The following is a 17,887-nucleotide window of genomic DNA, read 5'->3' on the forward strand; positions in this document are numbered from 1 at the left end:
TGGGGCGGGTCGCGGCCCGCCACCTCCACCGCCGCAGCCGCCGAGCGCCAGCGCAGCGGCGCACGCCGACAGGATGAGAGCTTTCCGATATGCACGACCGTCCATCATGGATCCCGCCCAAGCCATTACATCAATTTGGGAATTTCCGGCATGAGTCTATGCACGCAATCCTTTCATTTTGCTGAAGGCACCGTTCGCCCTAAGGGGGCGGCCATGCTTGCCGCGCTGCGCCATATCGACTGCTGGATCTTCGATCTCGACAACAGCCTCTATCCCGCCTCGGCGAACCTGTTCGAACTGATCGATATTCGCATGGGCGACTATATCCAGCGGCTGCTCGCCTGCGATCCGGTGGAGGCGCGGCGGGTGCAGAAGGGCTATTTCCACGAACATGGTACGACGCTCGCCGGGCTGATGGCGGCGCATGGCGTAGAGCCGCATGATTTCCTCGATTATGTCCACGACATCGATCTCGCCCGCCTCTCGGCCGATCCAGCGCTGGTCGCCGCGCTCGATCGCCTCCCCGGCCGCAAGTTCGTCTTCACCAACGGCGATGAAGCCTATGCTGCCCGCGTGCTCGAGAAACTCGGTCTCGCCAACGCCTTCGACGGGATGCACGACATCCATGCAATGGATTATGTGCCCAAGCCGGATCCGCGATCCTACGCCGCCCTGTGCGAGCGCCATGCCATCGACCCGGAGACCGCCCTTTTCGTGGAGGACATGGCCCGCAACCTGGAGCCGGCCAAAGCGCTCGGCATGACCACGGTCTGGGTCGACAACGGCTCCGAGCGCGGCGGGCATGGTGCCGATCCGGCCTTTATCGATTACCGCATCGCCGATATCGGCGAGTGGCTCACCGAGATTCTAGGGGAACAGGAATGACGCATGCGCTTCAGGCGACCATCGAGCAGGCGTGGGAAGAGCGCGACACCATCGGTCCCGATACCAGGGGACCGGTGCGTCAGGCCGTCGATGCGGCATTGTCGGCGCTGGACGCCGGCGAGGCGCGGGTCGCCGAAAAGGGGCCGGACGGCTGGCGCGTCAACCAGTGGCTGAAGAAGGCGGTCCTGCTGAGCTTCCGTCTCAACCCCATGGAAGCCATCTCCGGCGCGCCCGGCGCCGCCCATTGGTGGGACAAGGTGCCATCAAAGTTCAGCGGCTGGGACGCGAGCGATTTCACCAAGGCCGGCTTCCGCGCCGTCCCCGGCGCCATCGTCCGCCGCGGCGCCTTCATCGGCAAGGGCGCGGTGCTGATGCCGAGCTTCGTCAATATCGGCGCCTATGTCGGCGAAGGGACGATGGTCGACACCTGGGCGACCATTGGCAGCTGTGCCCAGATCGGCAGCAACGTTCATATCTCGGGCGGCGCCGGCATCGGCGGCGTGCTGGAACCGCTCCAGGCCGGCCCCGTCATCATTGAGGACAATTGCTTCATCGGCGCCCGCTCCGAAGTTGCCGAAGGCGTGGTGGTTGAGGAAGGCGCCGTCCTTTCCATGGGCGTCTTCCTCGGCGCGTCCACCAAGATCGTCGACCGGCAAAGCGGCGAAATCTTCATGGGCCGTGTCCCCGCTTATTCGGTCGTCGTCCCCGGCACGCTTCCGCCCAAAAATGGCACCGGTCCCAGTCTCGCCTGCGCCGTGATCGTCAAGCGCGTCGACGCCAGGACGCGTTCCAAGACCAGCATCAACGAGCTGCTTCGCGACTGACGGGAAGGTCATAAGCCGCCCTTATGGCTTTGATCGCACGTTTCGTGGTGCGATCCGGCCGAAACTGCCTATGTCGGCCGAATGAGCGCGAACATGGGAAGTATGAGCGGGCGGGACTGGGCGATCCTGCTGTTCCTGTCTTTCCTCTGGGGCGGCTCGTTCTTCTTCATCGAGATCGCGGTGGAGACGGTGCGGCCCTTCACCCTGGTGCTGATCCGCGTCACCATCGCGTCGGCCGCCCTGTGGGCGTTCCTGCTGGCGCGGGGGCAGAGGCTGCCGCTGCCTTCGGGCGCGGTCGGCGCCTTTGTCATCCTCGCCTTGCTCAACAATGTGCTGCCGTTCGTGCTGTTCGCGTGGGCGCAGAAGACGATCACCGGCGGACTGGGCTCGATCCTCAATGCGACGACGCCGATCTGGGGCGTGATCGTCGCCCATCTCATGACCCAGGACGAGCGGATGACGCCGGGTAAGGTGGTGGGCGTGCTGCTGGGCTTCGGCGGCGTCGCGCTGATGATCGGGCCGGACTTGCTGGGCGAGATCGGGACCGAGCTATGGGCCCAGCTCGCCTGCCTGGTCGCGACCCTCTGCTACGCGCTGGCCGGGGTCTACGGGCGGCGCTTCCGCGGCATGGGCATCGACCCCGTGGCGGTCTCGACCGGCCAGCTCACCGCCGCCGTTCTCCTCGTGCTGCCCCTGGTGTTACTGTTCGAGCCGCCCTGGCAGGCGTCGGCTCCGGCGGCCGAGGCCTGGGCCGCGCTCGTCGCGCTCGCCCTCTTCTGCACCAGCTTCGCCTATATCCTCTACTTCCGGCTGATCGCCTCGGCCGGCGCGACCAACGCGCTGCTCGTCACCTTCCTGATCCCGATCAGCGCGATCCTGCTCGGCGCGCTGCTCCTGGGCGAGGTGCTGGAGTCTAGGCATTTCGCCGGCATGGCGTTCATCGGTGCGGGCCTCGCCGCGATCGACGGTCGGCTGTTCCGGCGACTCAGGCCGGCGGAAGCGCTTCGCTGATCAGCCCGGCGGTTCGATCGCCGGTCCAGTCAGCCCGTCCGGTCATGCGCCAGATTTCGCGACCCTGGGCGTCATAAAGAATGGTAGTCGGAAGCGTATCGACCTTCAACTCCATCATCAGAGCCATTTGGGGGTCGAGATAGGATTCCAGCATCGAGAACTGGCCGTGCTCGAAAAAGGCTTCGACCTTCTCGCGGCCGTCCAGGTCCTGGCTGACGACGAGAACCTGAAGCTCCCCGTCGCGGGCGGCGAGGGCGTCGAGGGTCGGCATCTCCTCGATGCAGGGTGCGCACCAGGTGGCCCAGAGATTGACCAGTAGCGGCTTGCCGCGAAAGTCGGCGAGGGTCGTCGGCTCGCCCTCGGGAGTCTCGAAGGAAGCGACGGGCGCGGGCGTGCCGGCGTGGGATCGGTCGAGCCGACCGGTGGGCCGTTCTTCGCCCGTGCGTGGCCCCGCCCATTGGCTGGGCGCGCCGCCGCCTTGCGGGGTGTCCGCCTTTTGCCTATCGCAGCCGGCCAGAAAGAGGCCGAGCATCAGGCCGGGGAGAAGGGTGATCAGCCGCACGGAAAACTCCAACAGCATGTGGGGCGGCCGCTTCGCCGCGGGCCCCTCCGCTTTGATGCGGGAGATAAATGCCTCGATCGGCTTCGACAAGCGGCTATGGCGGCAGGACCTGCGGGCGTCCCGGGCGCATGTCGCCATGCTCGCCGCACAAGGCATCGTCTCCCGCGAGGATGCCGCCGCCATCGGTGAGGGTCTCGACCGCATCGCTGCCGAATATGGGCGGGAAGGCGTTCCCGAAGATCCGGCGCTCGAAGACATCCACATGCATGTCGAACACCGCCTCGCCGACTTGATCGGCCCGGCCGCCGGCCGCCTCCACACCGCCCGCTCGCGCAACGACCAAGTAGCGACCGACTTCCGCCTGTGGGTGCGCGACGCGATCGACGATGTCATGGCCGGGCTGGACAGCCTCCAGCGGGCGCTGGTGGGGCGCGCCGAGGAGCATGCCGAGGCGGTGATGCCCGGCTTCACGCACCTCCAGGTCGCCCAGCCGGTGACGCTGGGCCATCATTTCATGGCTTATTATGAGATGCTCCGCCGCGATGTCTCGCGCTTCGCCGATGCTCGGGCGCGGCTCAACCGATGTCCGCTCGGGGCGGCGGCGCTCGCCGGCACCAGCTTTCCCATCGATCGTGACACCACCGCGTCCGCGCTTGGCTTCGATGGCCCCACCGCCAACTCGCTCGACAGCGTCTCGGACCGGGACTTCGCGCTCGACTATCTGATGGCCGCCACCCAGTGCGCCCTGCACCTCTCGCGCTTGGCGGAGGAGTTCATCCTCTGGGCAAGCCAGCCCTACGGTTTCGTGTCGCTGCCCGACGCCTATTCGACCGGCTCCTCGATCATGCCGCAAAAGCGCAATCCCGATGCCGCCGAGCTTGTGCGCGGCCATTCGGGGCGGATCGCCGGCGCCATGACGTCGCTGGTTGTGACCATGAAGGGCCTGCCGCTCGCTTATTCGAAGGACATGCAGGACGACAAGCCGCCGGCATTCGAAGCGCACGACCTCCTCGCCCTCTCGATCGCCGCGATGACAGGCATGGTGGATACCACCACCTTCAATGCGGACCGCATGCGCGCCGCCGCCGAGACGGGTCATTCCACCGCCACGGACCTCGCCGACTGGCTGGTCCGGGTCGCCGGTATTCCCTTCCGTCAGGCGCACCATATTACCGGTCGCGCCGTGCGGCTGGCGGAAGATCGCGATGCGCGGCTGTGGGAACTCTCGCTCGATGATCTCCAGGGCATCGACTCCCGGATCGACGCGTCGGTTTTCGATGTCCTCTCCGTCGATGCTTCTGTTAGAAGCAGGATCAGCCATGGCGGCACCGCGCCGGAAGCGGTGCGCGCGCGGATCGAGGAGGCGAAGGCGGCGCTGGAGATGGACCGATGAGGCTGACAATGCTTGTTGCCGCCGCGCTGCTGCTGGCCGCCTGCGGTAGCCGCGAGCCGCTGCGTCCGGCGCCCGGAGACAGCATGCCGCCCGCTCCCGCGATGGCGTCGGAGCCTCCGACTACCGACGAGCTGATGGAGCCGACACCCATCGCCCGTCCGGAGCGTGTCGATGAGCTGCTGACCCGTTCGGAAGAACGCGAGGACGATCGCTTCGACCTGCCGCCTCAGTAAACCTAACTGACCGGAGAAAGAATGAAACCCGTCCGCAAGGCCGTCTTCCCCGTCGCGGGCCTCGGCACCCGCTTCCTCCCCGCCACCAAGGCCTTCGCCAAGGAGATGCTGCCGGTCGTCGACAAGCCGCTTATCCAATATGCGGTCGACGAAGCGCGCGAGGCCGGGATCGAGCAGATGATTTTCGTCACCGGCCGCGGCAAGGGCGCGCTCGAGGACTATTTCGATCTCGCCTATGAGCTCGAGGCGACGATGCGCGAGCGCGGCAAGTCGCTCGAACCGCTGGAGCCGACCCGCCTGCCCCCGGGCGCCGTCGCCTCGGTCCGCCAGCAGGAGCCGCTGGGGCTGGGTCATGCGGTCTGGTGCGCGCGCGACATTGTCGGCGACGAACCTTTCGCGGTCCTCCTCCCGGACGATCTCATGTGGGGAAAGCCCGGCTGCCTCGCCCAAATGGTCGCGGCCTACGATAAGGTAGGCGGCAACATCATCTGCGCGATGGACGTGCCGCGCGAGAAGACGTCGAGCTACGGCATCATCACTCCCGGCGCGGTCGACGGCGCGCTGACCGAGGTGAGGGGACTGGTCGAAAAGCCGAAGCCGGAGGAGGCGCCCTCCACCCTCGGCATCGTCGGCCGCTACATCCTCCAGCCCGAAGTGATGCGTATCCTCGACACCCAGGAAAAGGGCGCCGGCGGCGAGATCCAGCTGACCGACGCCATGGCCGCATTGATCGGTGAGCAGCCCTTCCACGGTCTTACCGTCGATGCCGTCCGCTACGATTGCGGCGACAAGGCGGGCTTCATCACCGCCAATATCGCGCTTGCCCTGGAGCGCGACGATGTCGGCCCCGCCGTGCGCGCGTTCATCGCCGATCTGAAATGAGCTGCGCCGCCCGCCTCGTCGGAGACGGTCCGCTGCGGCCGGTCGATCCGGCCGAGGCGGCGGCCTATAAGGGGAAGGGTTTCGTCTGGGTCCATATCGACGGCGGCGATCAGGCTGATCTCGCGACGCTGCGCCGCTATGACGAAATGCCCGACATCGCCGCCAACGCGCTCGTCGCCACGGAGACCCGACCCCGCTGCGACCGCATCGAGGACGGCGCCATCGTCAACCTTCGCGGCGATGCGGCGGAAAAGGGTGAGCACGCCGACCGCTTGGTCTCGATCCGCTTCTGGGTCCGCGGTGGGCGCGTGAACTCGGTGACGCGCCGGCCACTGGCGGCTATGAAGGCCGTCGTCGCCCTCGCCGAGGCCGGCAGGATCCATGATCCCGGCGACCTCATCGCCGCCTTCGCGCGCGAAATCTCACGTGAGCTCGACCCGCAGGTCGCCGATCTGGGCGACACGCTCGACGATTGCGAAACCCAGCTGGAGCCGCGTAACATCTATCGCCTGCGCCGAACCATCGCCGCCATCCGCGTCGAGGCCATCGCCTTCCGCCGCTTCGTCGCCCCTGACCGCGACGCCCTCTCGACCCTTTCGAACCTCGAGGTCGAGTGGCTGGCCAAGGACGATCGGCTCCACATCCGCGAGGCCGCCGACCGCTTCGCCCGGATGACCGAAGAGCTGGAGGCGGTGCGCGAACGCGCCGCCCTGCTCCATGAGCAACTGATCGACATGCGGGCCGAGCAGATCGACGGCCGCGCTCTCCTCATCTCGATCGTCGCGCTCATCTTCCTGCCCCTGACCTTTATCACTGGATTGTTCGGCATGAACGTGGCGAGCATTCCGATCGCACAAGTGCCGGGAGCCTTTTGGTACATCACCGCCTTCTGCGTGGCCGTCGCGCTCGCCATCGCCGGCTGGTTCGCGAGAAAAAGCTGGCTGAGGCGCTGATTCCTCCCTGTCGAGAAGCGATGGAGAGGTATTACGCCTCCAGCTCGATGTCCCAGTAGAGATAGTCGCGCCAGCTATCGTGAAGATAGTTGGGCGGGAACGCGCGGCCATGGTCCTGCAGTTGCCAGCTAGTCGGGCGGATCGGCCGGCGGTTCAGATTCATATGCGCTTGGGCGGGCGTGCGGCCGCCTTTTCTGAGGTTGCAGGGCGCGCAGGCGGTGGCGACATTCTCCCAGGTCGTGCGCCCGCCTTGGGCGCGCGGGATGACGTGGTCGAAGGTCAATTCCCTCGGGTCGCCGCAATATTGGCAGGCGAACTTGTCGCGGAGGAACAGGTTGAACCGGGTGAAGGCCGGATATTCGGAGGGCTTCACATATTGCCTGAGCGCGATGACGCTCGGGATCTGCATGGTGCGAGTGGGGCTGTGCACCTCGCGGACATAGTTGGCGACGATGTCCACCCGTTCCAAAAAGACCGCCTTGACGGCGGTCTGCCAGGGCCACAGGCTCAAGGGATAATAGCTGAGCGGAGTATAGTCCGCGTTCAGCACCAACGCAGGGCAACTGTCCGGATGCCGTATGAGATCAGGATGATACATGGACCGGCAATGGCTCCCGTTTCATGGGAAGAAGTCCCTGAAACCGCCGCCCCGACCCTGTCGCACTCAACGCCGGAGAAGGGCTGCGCCGAGCCTTCTTCCCCTGGTTTCGATCACGCCCTGGCTGCTTCGCGTGACGAGGTCATGACAACATCAAGCGCGACTCGCGGTCAAGAGCCGATTTCATGAAAAATGTCGTCACCCGCTTCGCGCCCTCGCCGACGGGGCGCCTCCATCTCGGCCACGCTTACTCGGCTCTCCTCGCTCATGACTTCGCCCGGGATCGCGAAGGCATGTTCCTGCTTCGCATCGAGGATATCGACCCGGCGCGGAAGCGAACCGAATTCGTCGACGGCATCATCGGGGATCTTCTCTGGCTCGGCCTCGAGCCCGACGGGGAGATCGTCTATCAGTCGGAGCGGCTTTCCCTCTATGCCGACGCACTGGAACGGTTGAAGGAACAGGGACTCGCCTATCCCTGCTTTTGCACGCGAAGCGACATCGCCAAGGAGATCGCGGCCAGCGCCGAGGCGCCCCACGGACCCGATGGCCCCATCTATCCCGGCACCTGTCGCACCCTGTCGGCCGACGAGCGCGCGCGGCGGCTCCGCGATGAAGCCCATGCCTGGCGGCTCGACGTCGCCAAGGCGTCGGCGCGGGCCGGGCCGCTTTATTGGGAAGACGACCATACCGAGGTGCAGGCGGAGCCCGAGCGGTTCGGCGACGTCGTCCTCGCCCGCAAGGATGCGCCGACCAGCTACCATCTCGCCGTCGCCGTCGACGACGCGGCCCAAGACGTCAGCGACGTGGTGCGCGGGCGAGACCTGTTCGCCGCCACCGACGTCCACCGGCTGCTTCAGGCGCTGCTGGGCCTGCCGGTGCCGCATTATCATCATCATCCGTTGCTGACCGACGCCGAGGGGCGGCGGCTGGCCAAGCGCAACGGCGCGCCGACCCTCGCCGATCTATGCGCGGGCGGGACCGATCCGGAAAAGCTGGTGGCCGATCTGCGCGTCGGCGCATTGCCCGCTGGATATTCGGTCGGCGGAGGCTAGAGAGGGCCCATGCAGACGATCCTCATCATCCTCATCGTGCTGGCCGCCGGGGCGACCCTCTTCGTTCTCGTCAAGGGCGTCATCGGCATGGCGCAGGGCAAGGATGTCACCGGGCAGAAGAGCCAGGAGCTGATGCGCAAGCGCGTCATGTTCCAGGCGCTGGCGATCATCCTGGTCGTGCTGCTCCTGATGTTCGCCGGCACCGGCGGGAGCTGAGCGTTGGTCAAGCTCAACAAAATCTATACCCGAACCGGCGATACCGGCGATACCGGACTGGTCGACGGGTCGCGCGTCTCCAAGGCCGATGCGCGCATGGCGGCAATCGGCGACGTTGACGAAGCCAATGGCGCGATCGGTGTGGCGCTGCGTCATGTGCATGACGAGCGCCATCGGACGATGCTTTCCAATATCCAGAACGAGCTGTTCGATCTCGGCGCCGACCTCGCGACGCCCGGCGAGAATTTCGCCCCGTCCGAAATGACGCTCCGCATCGTCCAGGATCAGATCGACCGGCTCGAGCGCGAGATCGACGCCATGAATGCGGAGCTGGAGCCCTTGAGGAGCTTCATCCTTCCCGGAGGCGACGGAGGGGCCGCGCACCTCCACCTCGCCCGCGGCGTCGTCCGCCGCGCCGAACGGATGGCGGTCGCGGCGGCGAAGGCGGTCCCGCTCAATCCGCTGGCGCTCGCCTATATCAACCGGCTCTCCGACCATCTGTTCGTGCTCGCCCGGCTGGTCGCGAAGACTGAGGGCGGCGATATCTTGTGGAAGCCCGGGGCAACGCGGGACCTTGGCTGAACGCCGGGTGTTGCGCTGACGTCATGACGCTGTAGATTCGTCACGGCAGGAGGAGAGGATGGCGAGCGAAGCACGATCCGCTCCGGCGGCTGGCGATATTTCGCGGCGCTTCCGCACCGTACGGGCGCTGAGCCGGGCCATCGCCGCCCCGCTGTCAGACGCCGACGCCACGCTCCAGCCGCATCCGGACGCCTCGCCCGCCAAATGGCATCTTGCGCATACGAGCTGGTTCTTCGAGACATTCGTCCTGCGCGATCATGTCGCCGGCTACCGTCTTTACGACGAGCGCTGGCCGTTCCTCTTCAACAGCTATTATCAGGGCGAAGGGGAACGGCATGCCCGGCCCCGACGCGGCATGATCAGCCGGCCGTCGCTCGACGAGATCCTTGCCTACCGCGACCATGTGGATGGGGCGGTCGCGCAGGCCATCCCGGGTCTTGGTGAAGATGGGCTTGGATTGGTGGAGCTCGGCCTCAATCATGAGCAGCAGCATCAAGAACTGATGTTGACCGACATTCTCGCGACGTTCGCGGAAAATCCACTGATGCCTGCCATGTGGGATCATCCTCCCGCGACGCCCGCGCCCCTTCCGGACGCGATCCGTTGGGTGGAAGGCAGGAATGGTGTCGAGCGGATTGGTCATGACAGCGGTGGCTTCGCCTTCGACTGCGAAACGCCGCGGCACGAGGTGCTTCTTCGTCGCCACGCGCTTGCCGATCGGCTTGTCACGAACGGCGAGTGGCTTCGCTTCATGGAGGACGGCGGCTACGCCGCAGCCGCGCACTGGCTTTCGGACGGCTGGGAGTGGGCGGCCGAGAACCGCATCGAAGCGCCGCTCTACTGGAGCCGCTCCGAAGAAAGCTGGATGCGCTTTGGCCTCGACGGACTGCGTCCCGTCAATCCCGCCGAGCCCGTCTGCCACATCAGCTATTATGAGGCGGACGCCTACGCCCGCTGGGCCGGGGCGCGCCTGCCGACCGAGGCGGAATGGGAAACGGCGGCGGCCGACGCAGATTCCGCCGGTGGCCATCAGCTCGACGAAGCCGGGCCGGTGCGTCCGCTGGGCGGCGGCCACCTGTTCGGCGACGTCTGGCAATGGACGATGAGCGCCTTCCTTCCCTATCCCGGCTTCAAGCCTGCTGCGGGGACAGTCGGCGAATATAACGGCAAGTTCATGAGCGGGCAGATGGTGCTGAAGGGCGCCAGCTGCGCGACGCCGCGCGGCCACTCACGGTCCAGCTACCGCAACTTCTTCTATCCCCACCAGCGCTGGCAGTTCACCGGCCTCAGGCTCGCGAAGGATCTGTGATGGACGCGCCCCGCGCCCAGGCCGACCCGGCGTTCCGCGCCGACGTACTCGCCGGCCTCGCCGCGCCTATCCCCGCCATTCCCGCCCGCTGGCTCTACGACCGGCGGGGGTCCGAACTGTTCGAGAAGATCACCGAGCTTCCCGAATATTATCCCACCCGCACCGAGCGGGCGCTGCTCGAGCGTCACTGCGCCGATGTGGCGCGGATCGCCGGCAAGGGCGACGCGGTGATCGAGTTCGGCTCGGGCTCCTCGACCAAGACGCCGATCCTTCTCCGCGCGGTGGCGCCGGCCGCCTATGTCCCGATCGACATATCGGGCGACTTCCTCCGCGACGCCGCCGCCGCCTTGCAGGCGGATTTTCCGGGGCTCCCGATCCACCCTGTCGAAGGCGACTTCACGAAACCGATCGCGCTCCCCGACGCAGTCGCCGGCCTGTCGAAACTCGGCTTCTTCCCCGGCTCCACCATCGGCAACCTGGTCCCCCGCACCGCCGTTGATCTGCTGCGCGCGATGAAGGCGACCTTAGGCTCCGGCGCCTATCTCCTCATCGGGATGGATCGCCTGAAGGACGTCGACGTCCTCGCCCGCGCCTATGACGATGCCGCCGGCGTCACGGCCGAGTTCAACCTAAACCTCCTTCACCGCATCAACGCCGAACTGAACGGCACCATCCCCGCCGAAGCCTTCCGCCACCGCGCCATCTGGAACGATAAGGCCTCGCGGATCGAGATGCACCTGGAGGCGCTCCGCGACGTCGAGTTCACGATCGAAGGCCAGCCCTTCGCCTTCAAGGCCGGCGAGACCATCCACACCGAGAACAGCCACAAATACGGTCTTCGCGACTCCCGCCTCCTACTCCGCGCCGCCGGCTGGGGCGTCACCGAGGAATGGACCGACGAAGCCGACCAGTTCGCCCTCATCCTGGCGGTCGCCGAGCCGCCCAGGTTCGCGCCCTAGTCGTCCTTCACCACCTCGCCGCCCTTGATCACGACGTCGACATCCTCGAGCTCGCGGACGTTGGCCAGCGGGTCGCCGTCCACTGCGATGATGTCTCCGTAGCGCCCCACCGCGATCGCGCCGACATCGGCTTCCCGCCCCAGCGCCTGGGCCGCATTCCGCGTCGCCGCCTGGATCGCCTCCATCGGCGTCATTCCATATTCGGTCATCACCCGGAACTGGCCACCCGCCGTCCCGTGCGGCATCACGCCGGCATCGGTCGCGAAGACCATTTTCGCGCCGGCCTCATGCGCCGTGCGGAAATTGTCGCGCTGCAATTGCGCGATCTCGCGGTCCTTGCGCAGGTTGTCCTCCATGACGCCATTCCTGGCCCCCTCCGCCTGCGTATATTCGGTATTGAATATGTCCATGGCGAGCCAGGTGCCATGCTCCTTCGCCAGGCGAACGCCCTCCGCATCGATCAGCGAGGCATGCTCGATCGTGTCGATCCCGGCCCGGATAGCCGCCTTGATCCCCGCCGCGCCATGGGCGTGGGCGGCGACCTTCAGCCCCCATTGATGCGCCTCGTCGGCGATCGCGCGAAGCTCCTCCTCGGACAACTGCTGCTGCCCCGGCTCGGTGTTGCGCGAGAAGACGCCGCCGGTGGCGCAGACCTTGATCACCTCCGCGCCATATTTCCGCTGCTCGCGCACCCGCTTCCTCAGCTCCTGCGGCCCATCGCCGACCGCCTTGCCCACCGCCTCGAAGGAGGGCGGCAGATAGGTGCTGTCGCAATGCCCGCCCGTCGCCGAGAGCGCGTGCGCGGCGGGAACGATGCGCGGCCCCTCCATCAGCCCTTCCTCGGTCGCCTGCTTGTAGGCGACGTCCGAATAGCCTTCCGAGCCCACGTTCCGCACCGTCGTGAAACCCGCATGCAGCATGTCCCGCGCATTGCCGACGCCCTGCACCGGCCAGAACAGGTCGGTGAACTGCAGGCTGGTGTAACCGCCATAGCGGGGATTGCCGTCGAGATGGACGTGCATGTCGATCAGACCCGGCAGGATCGTCTTGCCCGGCAGGTCGATACGCTTCGCCCCTTCCGGCGCCGCCGTCGCCGCGCCCGTCGAGACCGCGCTGATTCGCCCGTCCACGATCGTGATCACCGGCCGCTCGACCACCCGCCCGGCGAGCACGTCGACCATCCGGTCGGCGGTCACCACCACGGTTTCCGCCTCGGCGGCGACAGATAGCGCGGCAAGTGCCGCCGTGGCAAAATAGCGGATCATGAAGGCCCCCTCGTCTGGAATGTGAGCAACGTCATTCCATCTTCCGTGCCCGCCGGGAAGAGGATTTCGGATCCACGCCCTGGGCGCATCCTCGCCGTCGCCGAAGCGCACTGTGCATGCGCCTAACGGAGAGAGGCCGCTTCCTGCTTCAGGCGTTCAATTTTCCTGGGGCTTGTCCGCCAAATCCATGAAGCTCCGCGCCGCCTCGCGGTCCGCTTCGTCCTCGAACGCGACGTCGAGGTCCGGCGCCGCGCCGAGCATGTGGAGCAGCGCCCACAGCGCGAAGCGCCGCCCCCGGTCCCGCTCCAGCCCTAGATCGACCTGCATCCGCTCGATCCCGGCCGCAAGCGCCTGCGGCGGCAACGATGCCAGCTGCACCGTCCCGAAATAGCGCCGCATCTGATCGTCGAATTCCATAACATCACCTTCCTATTCCTCCCCAGGATTTCCTGGGGAAGGGGACCACATGAAATGTGGTGGAGGGGTAAAGGCGCCGGATTCACAGGATCGCGCGCGAACCACCAAGGGTCTGAGCCTTACCCCCTCTACCGCCCCCTTCCCGCATCTTCCGATGGGAAGGAAATTAGTAATGCAGCGCCCACCCGTAGCGTCGAGGACCGACCAATAGCTCAACCATCGAACTCCCGATCCGATCGCGGCGCATCCGGCCGCTGGCGGTCGAGGTTCTCGCGGTAGCGCAGGCAACCGCGCAGGAATTGCGGCCATTCCGGCACGGCGATCTCAGGCTCGATCCGCTCCGGGAGCAGGCCCCAGAGCCGCGGATGGTGCCAGCAAAGCGCGTGCAGGCTGCTGTCGCGATGCTCGCGGATGCCGGCACGAAGGCGCTTCGCCTCCTCGATCAGCCGGTCGCGATCCATTTCGAGCAGATCGTCGTCGGGATCGGCCATACCACCTCCTCAATAATGCAGCGCCCGTCCGTAGGCGTCGAGGACGCTCTCGTGCATCATTTCGCTCAAGGTCGGGTGCGGGAAGACGGTGTGCATCAGGTCTTCCTCGGTCGTTTCGAGCTGGCGGGCGATGGCGTAGCCCTGGATGAGCTCGGTGACTTCCGCGCCGACCATGTGAGCGCCCAACAGCTCGCCGGTGGTCTCGTCGAACACGGTCTTGATGAAGCCTTCCGCCTCGCCGAGCGCGATCGCCTTGCCATTGCCGATGAAGGGGAATTTGCCGGTCTTCACCTTGCGGCCCTCTTCCTTCGCCTTGGCCTCGGTGAGGCCGACGCTGGCGACCTGCGGTCGGGAATAGGTGCAGCCCGGGATGTTCGAGGTCTCGAACGGGTGCGGCTTCTTCTCCGCGATGGCCTCGACGCAGACGACACCCTCGTGGCTCGCCTTGTGCGCCAGCCAGGGCGGGCCGGTGACGTCGCCGATGGCGTAGATGCCCTCGACATTGGTGCGGGCATAGCCGTCGACGACGATATGGCCGCGCTCCGTCTTCACGCCGAGCGCTTCCAGGCCGATATTCTCGCTGTTCGGCACGATTCCGATGGCGACGATGGCGTGGGAGAAGTCGTCTTGCACGACTTTGCCATCCTTGCCCTTGATTGAGGCTTTGACGCCCTTGCCCGAAGCCTCCAGCTTCTCGACCCCGGCGCCGACATGGATCTTCATGCCCTGCTTGGTGAGCGCCTTCATCATGAAGGCCGAGACCTCCTCATCCTCCACGGGCAGGATGCGATCGAGCATCTCGACGACGGTCACCTCCGCGCCCATGTCCGAATAGAAGCTGGCGAACTCCACCCCGATCGCGCCCGAGCCGATGACGAGCAGCTTGGTCGGCATCTCCTTCGGCACCATCGCGTGCCGATAGGTCCAGATCCGCTCCCCATCCGCCTTGGCGAACGGCAAGTCCCGCGCCCGCGCGCCGGTGGCGATGATGATATGCTTGGCGGCCAGCTCCGTCGTCTTGCCGTCCTTGGCGACGCTGAGCTTGCCCTTGCCGGCGATCTTCCCTTCGCCCTCGACGACGGTGATCTTGTTCTTCTTCATGAGCCCCTTGACGCCCATGTTGAGCTGCCCCGCCACCTTGCGGCTGCGGTCGACGATCTTGGCGAGATCGAACCCCGTCTTCTCCGCGCTGAGGCCGTAGGCGGAGGCATGCGTCAGATAATGATTGATCTCGGACGTGCGAAGCAGCGCCTTGGTCGGAATGCACCCCCAGTTGAGGCAGATCCCGCCCAGCTTCTCCCGCTCGACGATGGCGGTTTTCATCCCAAGCTGCGACGCGCGAATAGCGGCCACATATCCGCCAGGCCCAGAGCCGAGAACGATAAGGTCGTAAGTATCAGCCATGCAGGTGCTCCGATGGGATGGGTGTCTTTACAGCACGGCAAATGGCGCGGTTCAGGAAAAGCCAAAGTCCTGCGGTCCCGACAGCGCAGACAGCGCCTTGCCAAGGAAATTGATCGGCAAACGGCATCAACATAAGAAAGCCGGCAATTGCGCTGATCCACAGCACCACGACCGCTTTTCTCAACTCCGAACGCTCTCCGCGCTGCAACGAGTAGGCAGGCCCGACAACGAGAAAAGAGCCAGTCACCGTAAACGGGGCGCCAATCAGACCCGTCAACTTTACATCGAACCAAGATAAGATTTGGAGCGGCTGGTCTGACGTCGCCGCTACGAGCGGCAGGACAATGACGAACGGTGCCAAAGTTCCCGCAAGCAACGAGATAAGGACGCGAGCGACCGATGCGCTCATTACGCAAGCATCCCCAGCGGGTTTTCCACCAGCCGCTTGAACGCCTGCATCTGCTTGGCCCCGTCCGCCCCGTCAATGGCTCGGTGGTCGAAGCTGCCGGTGGCGCTCATGACGGTGGCGATCTGGAGGCTATCGTTCACGACATAGGGCCGCTTCTCGCCCGCGCCGATCGCCATGATCATCGCCTGGGGCGGGTTGATGACGGCGTCGAAGGCCTTGATGCCGAACATGCCCATGTTGGAGATGGACGCGGTGCCGCCCTGATATTCATGCGGCTGGAGCTTGCCCTCCTTGGCGCGGCCGGCGAGGTCCTTCATCTCGGTGGCGATGGCGGACATGGACTTGGTGTCGGCGCCGACGATGATCGGCGTGATGAGGCCGTTCGGGATCGACACCGCGACCGAGACGTCCGCGCGGCTGTATTTCAGCAGTTGGTCGCCGGCGAAGGAGACGTTGCACGCCGGCACTTCTATCAGCGAGATAGCGAGCGCCTTGATCAGCATGTCGTTGACCGACAGCTTGACGCCGCGGCTCTTCAGGCTTTCGTTCAATTCGCCCCGCAGCTTCAGCAGCGCGTCGATCTGGATATCGACCGTGAGATAGATGTGCGGGATCTGCTGCTTCGACTCGGTGAGGCGCCGCGCGATCGTCTTGCGCATGTTCGAGAGCTTGACCGCCTCGTGCGGAATCTCCGTGTCGGCCGTCGCAGCGGCCGCTGCCGGAGTCGCTACCGGCGCGGCCTCGGGAGCCACCGCCTTCTTCGGCGCGCCCGTGGCCGAGTCGATATCCGCCTTCACGATCCGTCCGCCCGGGCCGGAGCCGGTCAGGCTTGAAAGGTCGACGCCCTTCTGCTCGGCCAGACGCCGGGCGAGCGGGCTCGCCTTCACGCGGTCGCCGGTATCGGCCTTCGGCGCGGCCTGCGGAGCGGCCTTCGCCTCGGGCTTCGGAGCCGGTGCGGCGTCCTCCTTCGCCGGCTGACCCGCCCCGGTCTCACCGCCCTCCTTGGCGACAGGCTCTTTCGCCGCCTTCGGCGCTTCCGCCGCCGCGCCTGCATCTTCACCCTCACCGGCGATGACGGCGATCACCTCGCCCACCTTCACGCGATCCGTTCCCTCGGGCACAACGATCTTCGCGATCGTGCCCTCATCCACGGCCTCGAACTCCATCGTCGCCTTGTCCGTCTCGATCTCTGCGAGGAGATCGCCGGCCGCGACCGTATCGCCCTCCTTTACCAGCCATTTGGCCAAAGTCCCTTCCTCCATGGTCGGGGACAAAGCCGGCATCTTGAGTTCAATAGGCATGGGAAGGCTTTCCTCTCCTTATCCGCGCGGCCAGTCCAAACAGCAGGCGAGGGGCGGGGTCAAGGCCTGTCCTGAGCGGCTGGCCTCCGGCCAGCCGAAGGGGCCGGGCTTGCGCCAAGGGCGGTTCTGACGCACCTTCGCGCCGGCAGGAGGGGCCATGCGCGCATATCTGGTCGTCATGGACGAAACGCGGGAGTCGCAGGCGGCGCTCCGCTATGCGGCGCGGCGGGCGGCGCGCACCGGCGGGGCGATCGAGCTCTTGGCGCTGATCCCGCCGCAGGAATTTTCGCAATGGGGGGGAGTCCAGGCGGCGATGGAGGAGGAAGCCCGGCTCCGGGCCGAGGCTATGGTCGCTCAGGCCTCCAGCGCCATCGTCGAGGAAGCCGGACTCACCCCGTCGATCACGGTTCGCCAAGGCGATCCGGTGAAAGCGGTGACCGAGTTTCTGAAGGAGCGCGACGACATCGCCGCCCTCGTGCTCGGCGCGGCGGCCGAGGGAGCCCCCGGACCGCTGGTCGCCCATTTCTCGGGGACGGCGGCGAGCACGCTGCCTTGCCCGCTGGTGATCGTGCCCGGCCAGCTCAGCGATGAGGCGCTCGACCGGCTGAGCTGACCTAACCGAGCTCTCCCCGCCTCTGGACGGCCTTGCGCTTGTAATGCCGCTTCTTCTTGGGGTGGTGCTTCTTCACCATGACCTGCTCCTCGGCGCAGCAGCCATAGGTGGTGACGGTCGTCTCGGTAACGGTGACGCCGCCCCAGCCATAATAGCCGTAGGACGGAGGAGGATAGGCATAACCCGGATGCGGCATCCCGTGATGGGTCACGATCACGCCGGGGCCGTGGTCGCCTTCATAATATGCACCTTCATAATCGTCTTCAGAAGGGCCCGGCTCGTAATCATGTGCGGCATAGGCTCGGTCGTCGAAGCTTTCGACATAGGCATAGTCGTCAGCGTCCGGATAATAGTCGCCGTCGCCGACATAGACCGGAACGCCCGGCCCGGCGTAGCGCGTCGCGTCGCGGTAAGGATCCCAGTCGAAGTCGGAGCGGACATCGATCACGCGGCCGTAGCGGTCGAGGAGCAGCGCCTCGTCATAATAGCGGATCCAGCGCTGATCCGGCGCGGGCGGGGCGAACC

General features: G+C 66.0%; 21 protein-coding genes and 1 pseudogene. 13 read left to right on the forward strand and 9 right to left on the reverse strand.

The window, feature by feature from the left end; genetic code table 11:
- Positions 1-213: 213 nt before the first annotated feature.
- The 3 genes from VIR62_RS02600 to VIR62_RS02610 all read left to right on the forward strand — a co-directional run bounded on the left by VIR62_RS02600 (position 214) and on the right by VIR62_RS02610 (position 2,720).
- Positions 214-885, forward strand: coding sequence for a pyrimidine 5'-nucleotidase (locus VIR62_RS02600; RefSeq protein WP_431868447.1), 672 nt, complete (start codon positions 214-216; stop codon positions 883-885).
- Complete coding sequence (gene dapD, locus VIR62_RS02605) at positions 882-1,709, forward strand: 2,3,4,5-tetrahydropyridine-2,6-dicarboxylate N-succinyltransferase (RefSeq protein ID WP_431868449.1); 828 nt, start codon at positions 882-884, stop codon at positions 1,707-1,709. The genes VIR62_RS02600 and dapD overlap by 4 nt, the downstream gene beginning before the upstream one ends.
- A 93-nt stretch (positions 1,710-1,802) precedes the next feature.
- The gene (locus tag VIR62_RS02610; protein WP_431868450.1) at positions 1,803-2,720 is read left to right on the forward strand and encodes a DMT family transporter; all 918 of its coding nucleotides are present in this window, start codon (positions 1,803-1,805) and stop codon (positions 2,718-2,720) included.
- Here the strand turns inward: VIR62_RS02610 and VIR62_RS02615 are convergent.
- The gene (locus VIR62_RS02615) at positions 2,695-3,282 is read right to left on the reverse strand and encodes a TlpA family protein disulfide reductase (protein ID WP_431868452.1); all 588 of its coding nucleotides are present in this window, start codon (positions 3,280-3,282) and stop codon (positions 2,695-2,697) included. The two genes, VIR62_RS02610 and VIR62_RS02615, sit on opposite strands and share 26 nt — an antisense overlap.
- A 16-nt stretch (positions 3,283-3,298) precedes the next feature.
- Here VIR62_RS02615 and argH point away from each other — a divergent pair, with 16 nt between their 5' ends.
- Genes argH through VIR62_RS02635 form a run of 4 tightly spaced genes read left to right on the forward strand, consistent with a single transcriptional unit; the run spans position 3,299 to position 6,743 of the window.
- Positions 3,299-4,675, forward strand: coding sequence for an argininosuccinate lyase (gene argH / locus VIR62_RS02620; protein WP_431868479.1), 1,377 nt, complete (start codon positions 3,299-3,301; stop codon positions 4,673-4,675).
- Positions 4,672-4,908, forward strand: coding sequence for a hypothetical protein (locus tag VIR62_RS02625; protein WP_431868454.1), 237 nt, complete (start codon positions 4,672-4,674; stop codon positions 4,906-4,908). Before argH ends, VIR62_RS02625 begins: the two co-directional genes overlap by 4 nt.
- Before the next feature lie 21 nt (positions 4,909-4,929).
- A complete protein-coding gene (gene galU, locus VIR62_RS02630) occupies positions 4,930-5,790 on the forward strand; it encodes a UTP--glucose-1-phosphate uridylyltransferase GalU (protein WP_431868455.1) in 861 nt (286 codons plus the stop codon).
- Positions 5,787-6,743 carry a CorA family divalent cation transporter gene (locus VIR62_RS02635; RefSeq protein ID WP_431868457.1) on the forward strand — a complete coding sequence of 319 codons (957 nt, stop codon included), beginning with the start codon at positions 5,787-5,789 and terminating at the stop codon, positions 6,741-6,743. Before galU ends, VIR62_RS02635 begins: the two co-directional genes overlap by 4 nt.
- A gap of 31 nt (positions 6,744-6,774) precedes the next feature.
- Here the strand turns inward: VIR62_RS02635 and VIR62_RS02640 are convergent, their stop codons facing one another.
- Positions 6,775-7,341, reverse strand: a complete 567-nt coding sequence (locus VIR62_RS02640; protein WP_431868459.1) for an HNH endonuclease — start codon at positions 7,339-7,341, stop codon at positions 6,775-6,777.
- Positions 7,342-7,526: 185 nt separating this feature from the next.
- Here VIR62_RS02640 and gluQRS point away from each other — a divergent pair, with 185 nt between their 5' ends.
- The 5 genes from gluQRS to egtD are packed head-to-tail and all read left to right on the forward strand — an operon-like array spanning position 7,527 to position 11,462.
- Complete coding sequence (gene gluQRS / locus VIR62_RS02645; protein WP_431868460.1) at positions 7,527-8,396, forward strand: tRNA glutamyl-Q(34) synthetase GluQRS; 870 nt, start codon at positions 7,527-7,529, stop codon at positions 8,394-8,396.
- Between the two features lie 9 nt (positions 8,397-8,405).
- Positions 8,406-8,612: a twin transmembrane helix small protein gene (locus VIR62_RS02650; protein ID WP_431868462.1), complete on the forward strand. Its 207-nt coding sequence runs from the start codon at positions 8,406-8,408 to the stop codon at positions 8,610-8,612.
- Positions 8,613-8,615: 3 nt separating this feature from the next.
- Entirely contained in the window at positions 8,616-9,194 is a 579-nt protein-coding gene (locus VIR62_RS02655; protein WP_431868463.1) for a cob(I)yrinic acid a,c-diamide adenosyltransferase, read from the forward strand.
- A gap of 58 nt (positions 9,195-9,252) precedes the next feature.
- Positions 9,253-10,503 carry an ergothioneine biosynthesis protein EgtB gene (gene egtB / locus VIR62_RS02660; protein WP_431868465.1) on the forward strand — a complete coding sequence of 417 codons (1,251 nt, stop codon included), beginning with the start codon at positions 9,253-9,255 and terminating at the stop codon, positions 10,501-10,503.
- Positions 10,503-11,462, forward strand: a complete 960-nt coding sequence (gene egtD / locus VIR62_RS02665; protein ID WP_431868466.1) for an L-histidine N(alpha)-methyltransferase — start codon at positions 10,503-10,505, stop codon at positions 11,460-11,462. The genes egtB and egtD overlap by 1 nt, the downstream gene beginning before the upstream one ends.
- Here the strand turns inward: egtD and VIR62_RS02670 are convergent.
- From VIR62_RS02670 to VIR62_RS02695, 6 genes are all read right to left on the reverse strand, one after another.
- Positions 11,459-12,727 carry an amidohydrolase family protein gene (locus VIR62_RS02670; RefSeq protein ID WP_431868468.1) on the reverse strand — a complete coding sequence of 423 codons (1,269 nt, stop codon included), beginning with the start codon at positions 12,725-12,727 and terminating at the stop codon, positions 11,459-11,461. The genes egtD and VIR62_RS02670 overlap by 4 nt on opposite strands.
- 156 nt (positions 12,728-12,883) lie before the next feature.
- Positions 12,884-13,144, reverse strand: a complete 261-nt coding sequence (locus VIR62_RS02675; protein ID WP_431868470.1) for a hypothetical protein — start codon at positions 13,142-13,144, stop codon at positions 12,884-12,886.
- A 212-nt stretch (positions 13,145-13,356) separates the two neighbouring features.
- Positions 13,357-13,635, reverse strand: coding sequence for a hypothetical protein (locus VIR62_RS02680; RefSeq protein WP_431868472.1), 279 nt, complete (start codon positions 13,633-13,635; stop codon positions 13,357-13,359).
- A 9-nt stretch (positions 13,636-13,644) separates the two neighbouring features.
- Positions 13,645-15,039 carry a dihydrolipoyl dehydrogenase gene (lpdA, locus tag VIR62_RS02685; protein WP_431868473.1) on the reverse strand — a complete coding sequence of 465 codons (1,395 nt, stop codon included), beginning with the start codon at positions 15,037-15,039 and terminating at the stop codon, positions 13,645-13,647.
- Entirely contained in the window at positions 15,032-15,448 is a 417-nt protein-coding gene (locus VIR62_RS02690) for a hypothetical protein (protein ID WP_431868475.1), read from the reverse strand. Before VIR62_RS02690 ends, lpdA begins: the two co-directional genes overlap by 8 nt.
- Positions 15,448-16,749, reverse strand: coding sequence for a pyruvate dehydrogenase complex dihydrolipoamide acetyltransferase (locus VIR62_RS02695; protein ID WP_431868477.1), 1,302 nt, complete (start codon positions 16,747-16,749; stop codon positions 15,448-15,450). Before VIR62_RS02695 ends, VIR62_RS02690 begins: the two co-directional genes overlap by 1 nt.
- A gap of 157 nt (positions 16,750-16,906) precedes the next feature.
- Here VIR62_RS02695 and VIR62_RS02700 point away from each other — a divergent pair, with 157 nt between their 5' ends.
- Positions 16,907-17,362, forward strand: a complete 456-nt coding sequence (locus tag VIR62_RS02700; RefSeq protein ID WP_431868478.1) for a universal stress protein — start codon at positions 16,907-16,909, stop codon at positions 17,360-17,362.
- 1 nt (position 17,363) lies between these two features.
- On the opposite strand, the pseudogene VIR62_RS02705 reads toward VIR62_RS02700, so the two are convergent.
- Positions 17,364-17,887: pseudogene (locus VIR62_RS02705) on the reverse strand (hypothetical protein); the annotation flags it as partial.

This window comes from Allosphingosinicella sp., assembly GCF_036570505.1.
Taxonomy (GTDB): Bacteria; Pseudomonadota; Alphaproteobacteria; order Sphingomonadales; family Sphingomonadaceae; genus Allosphingosinicella.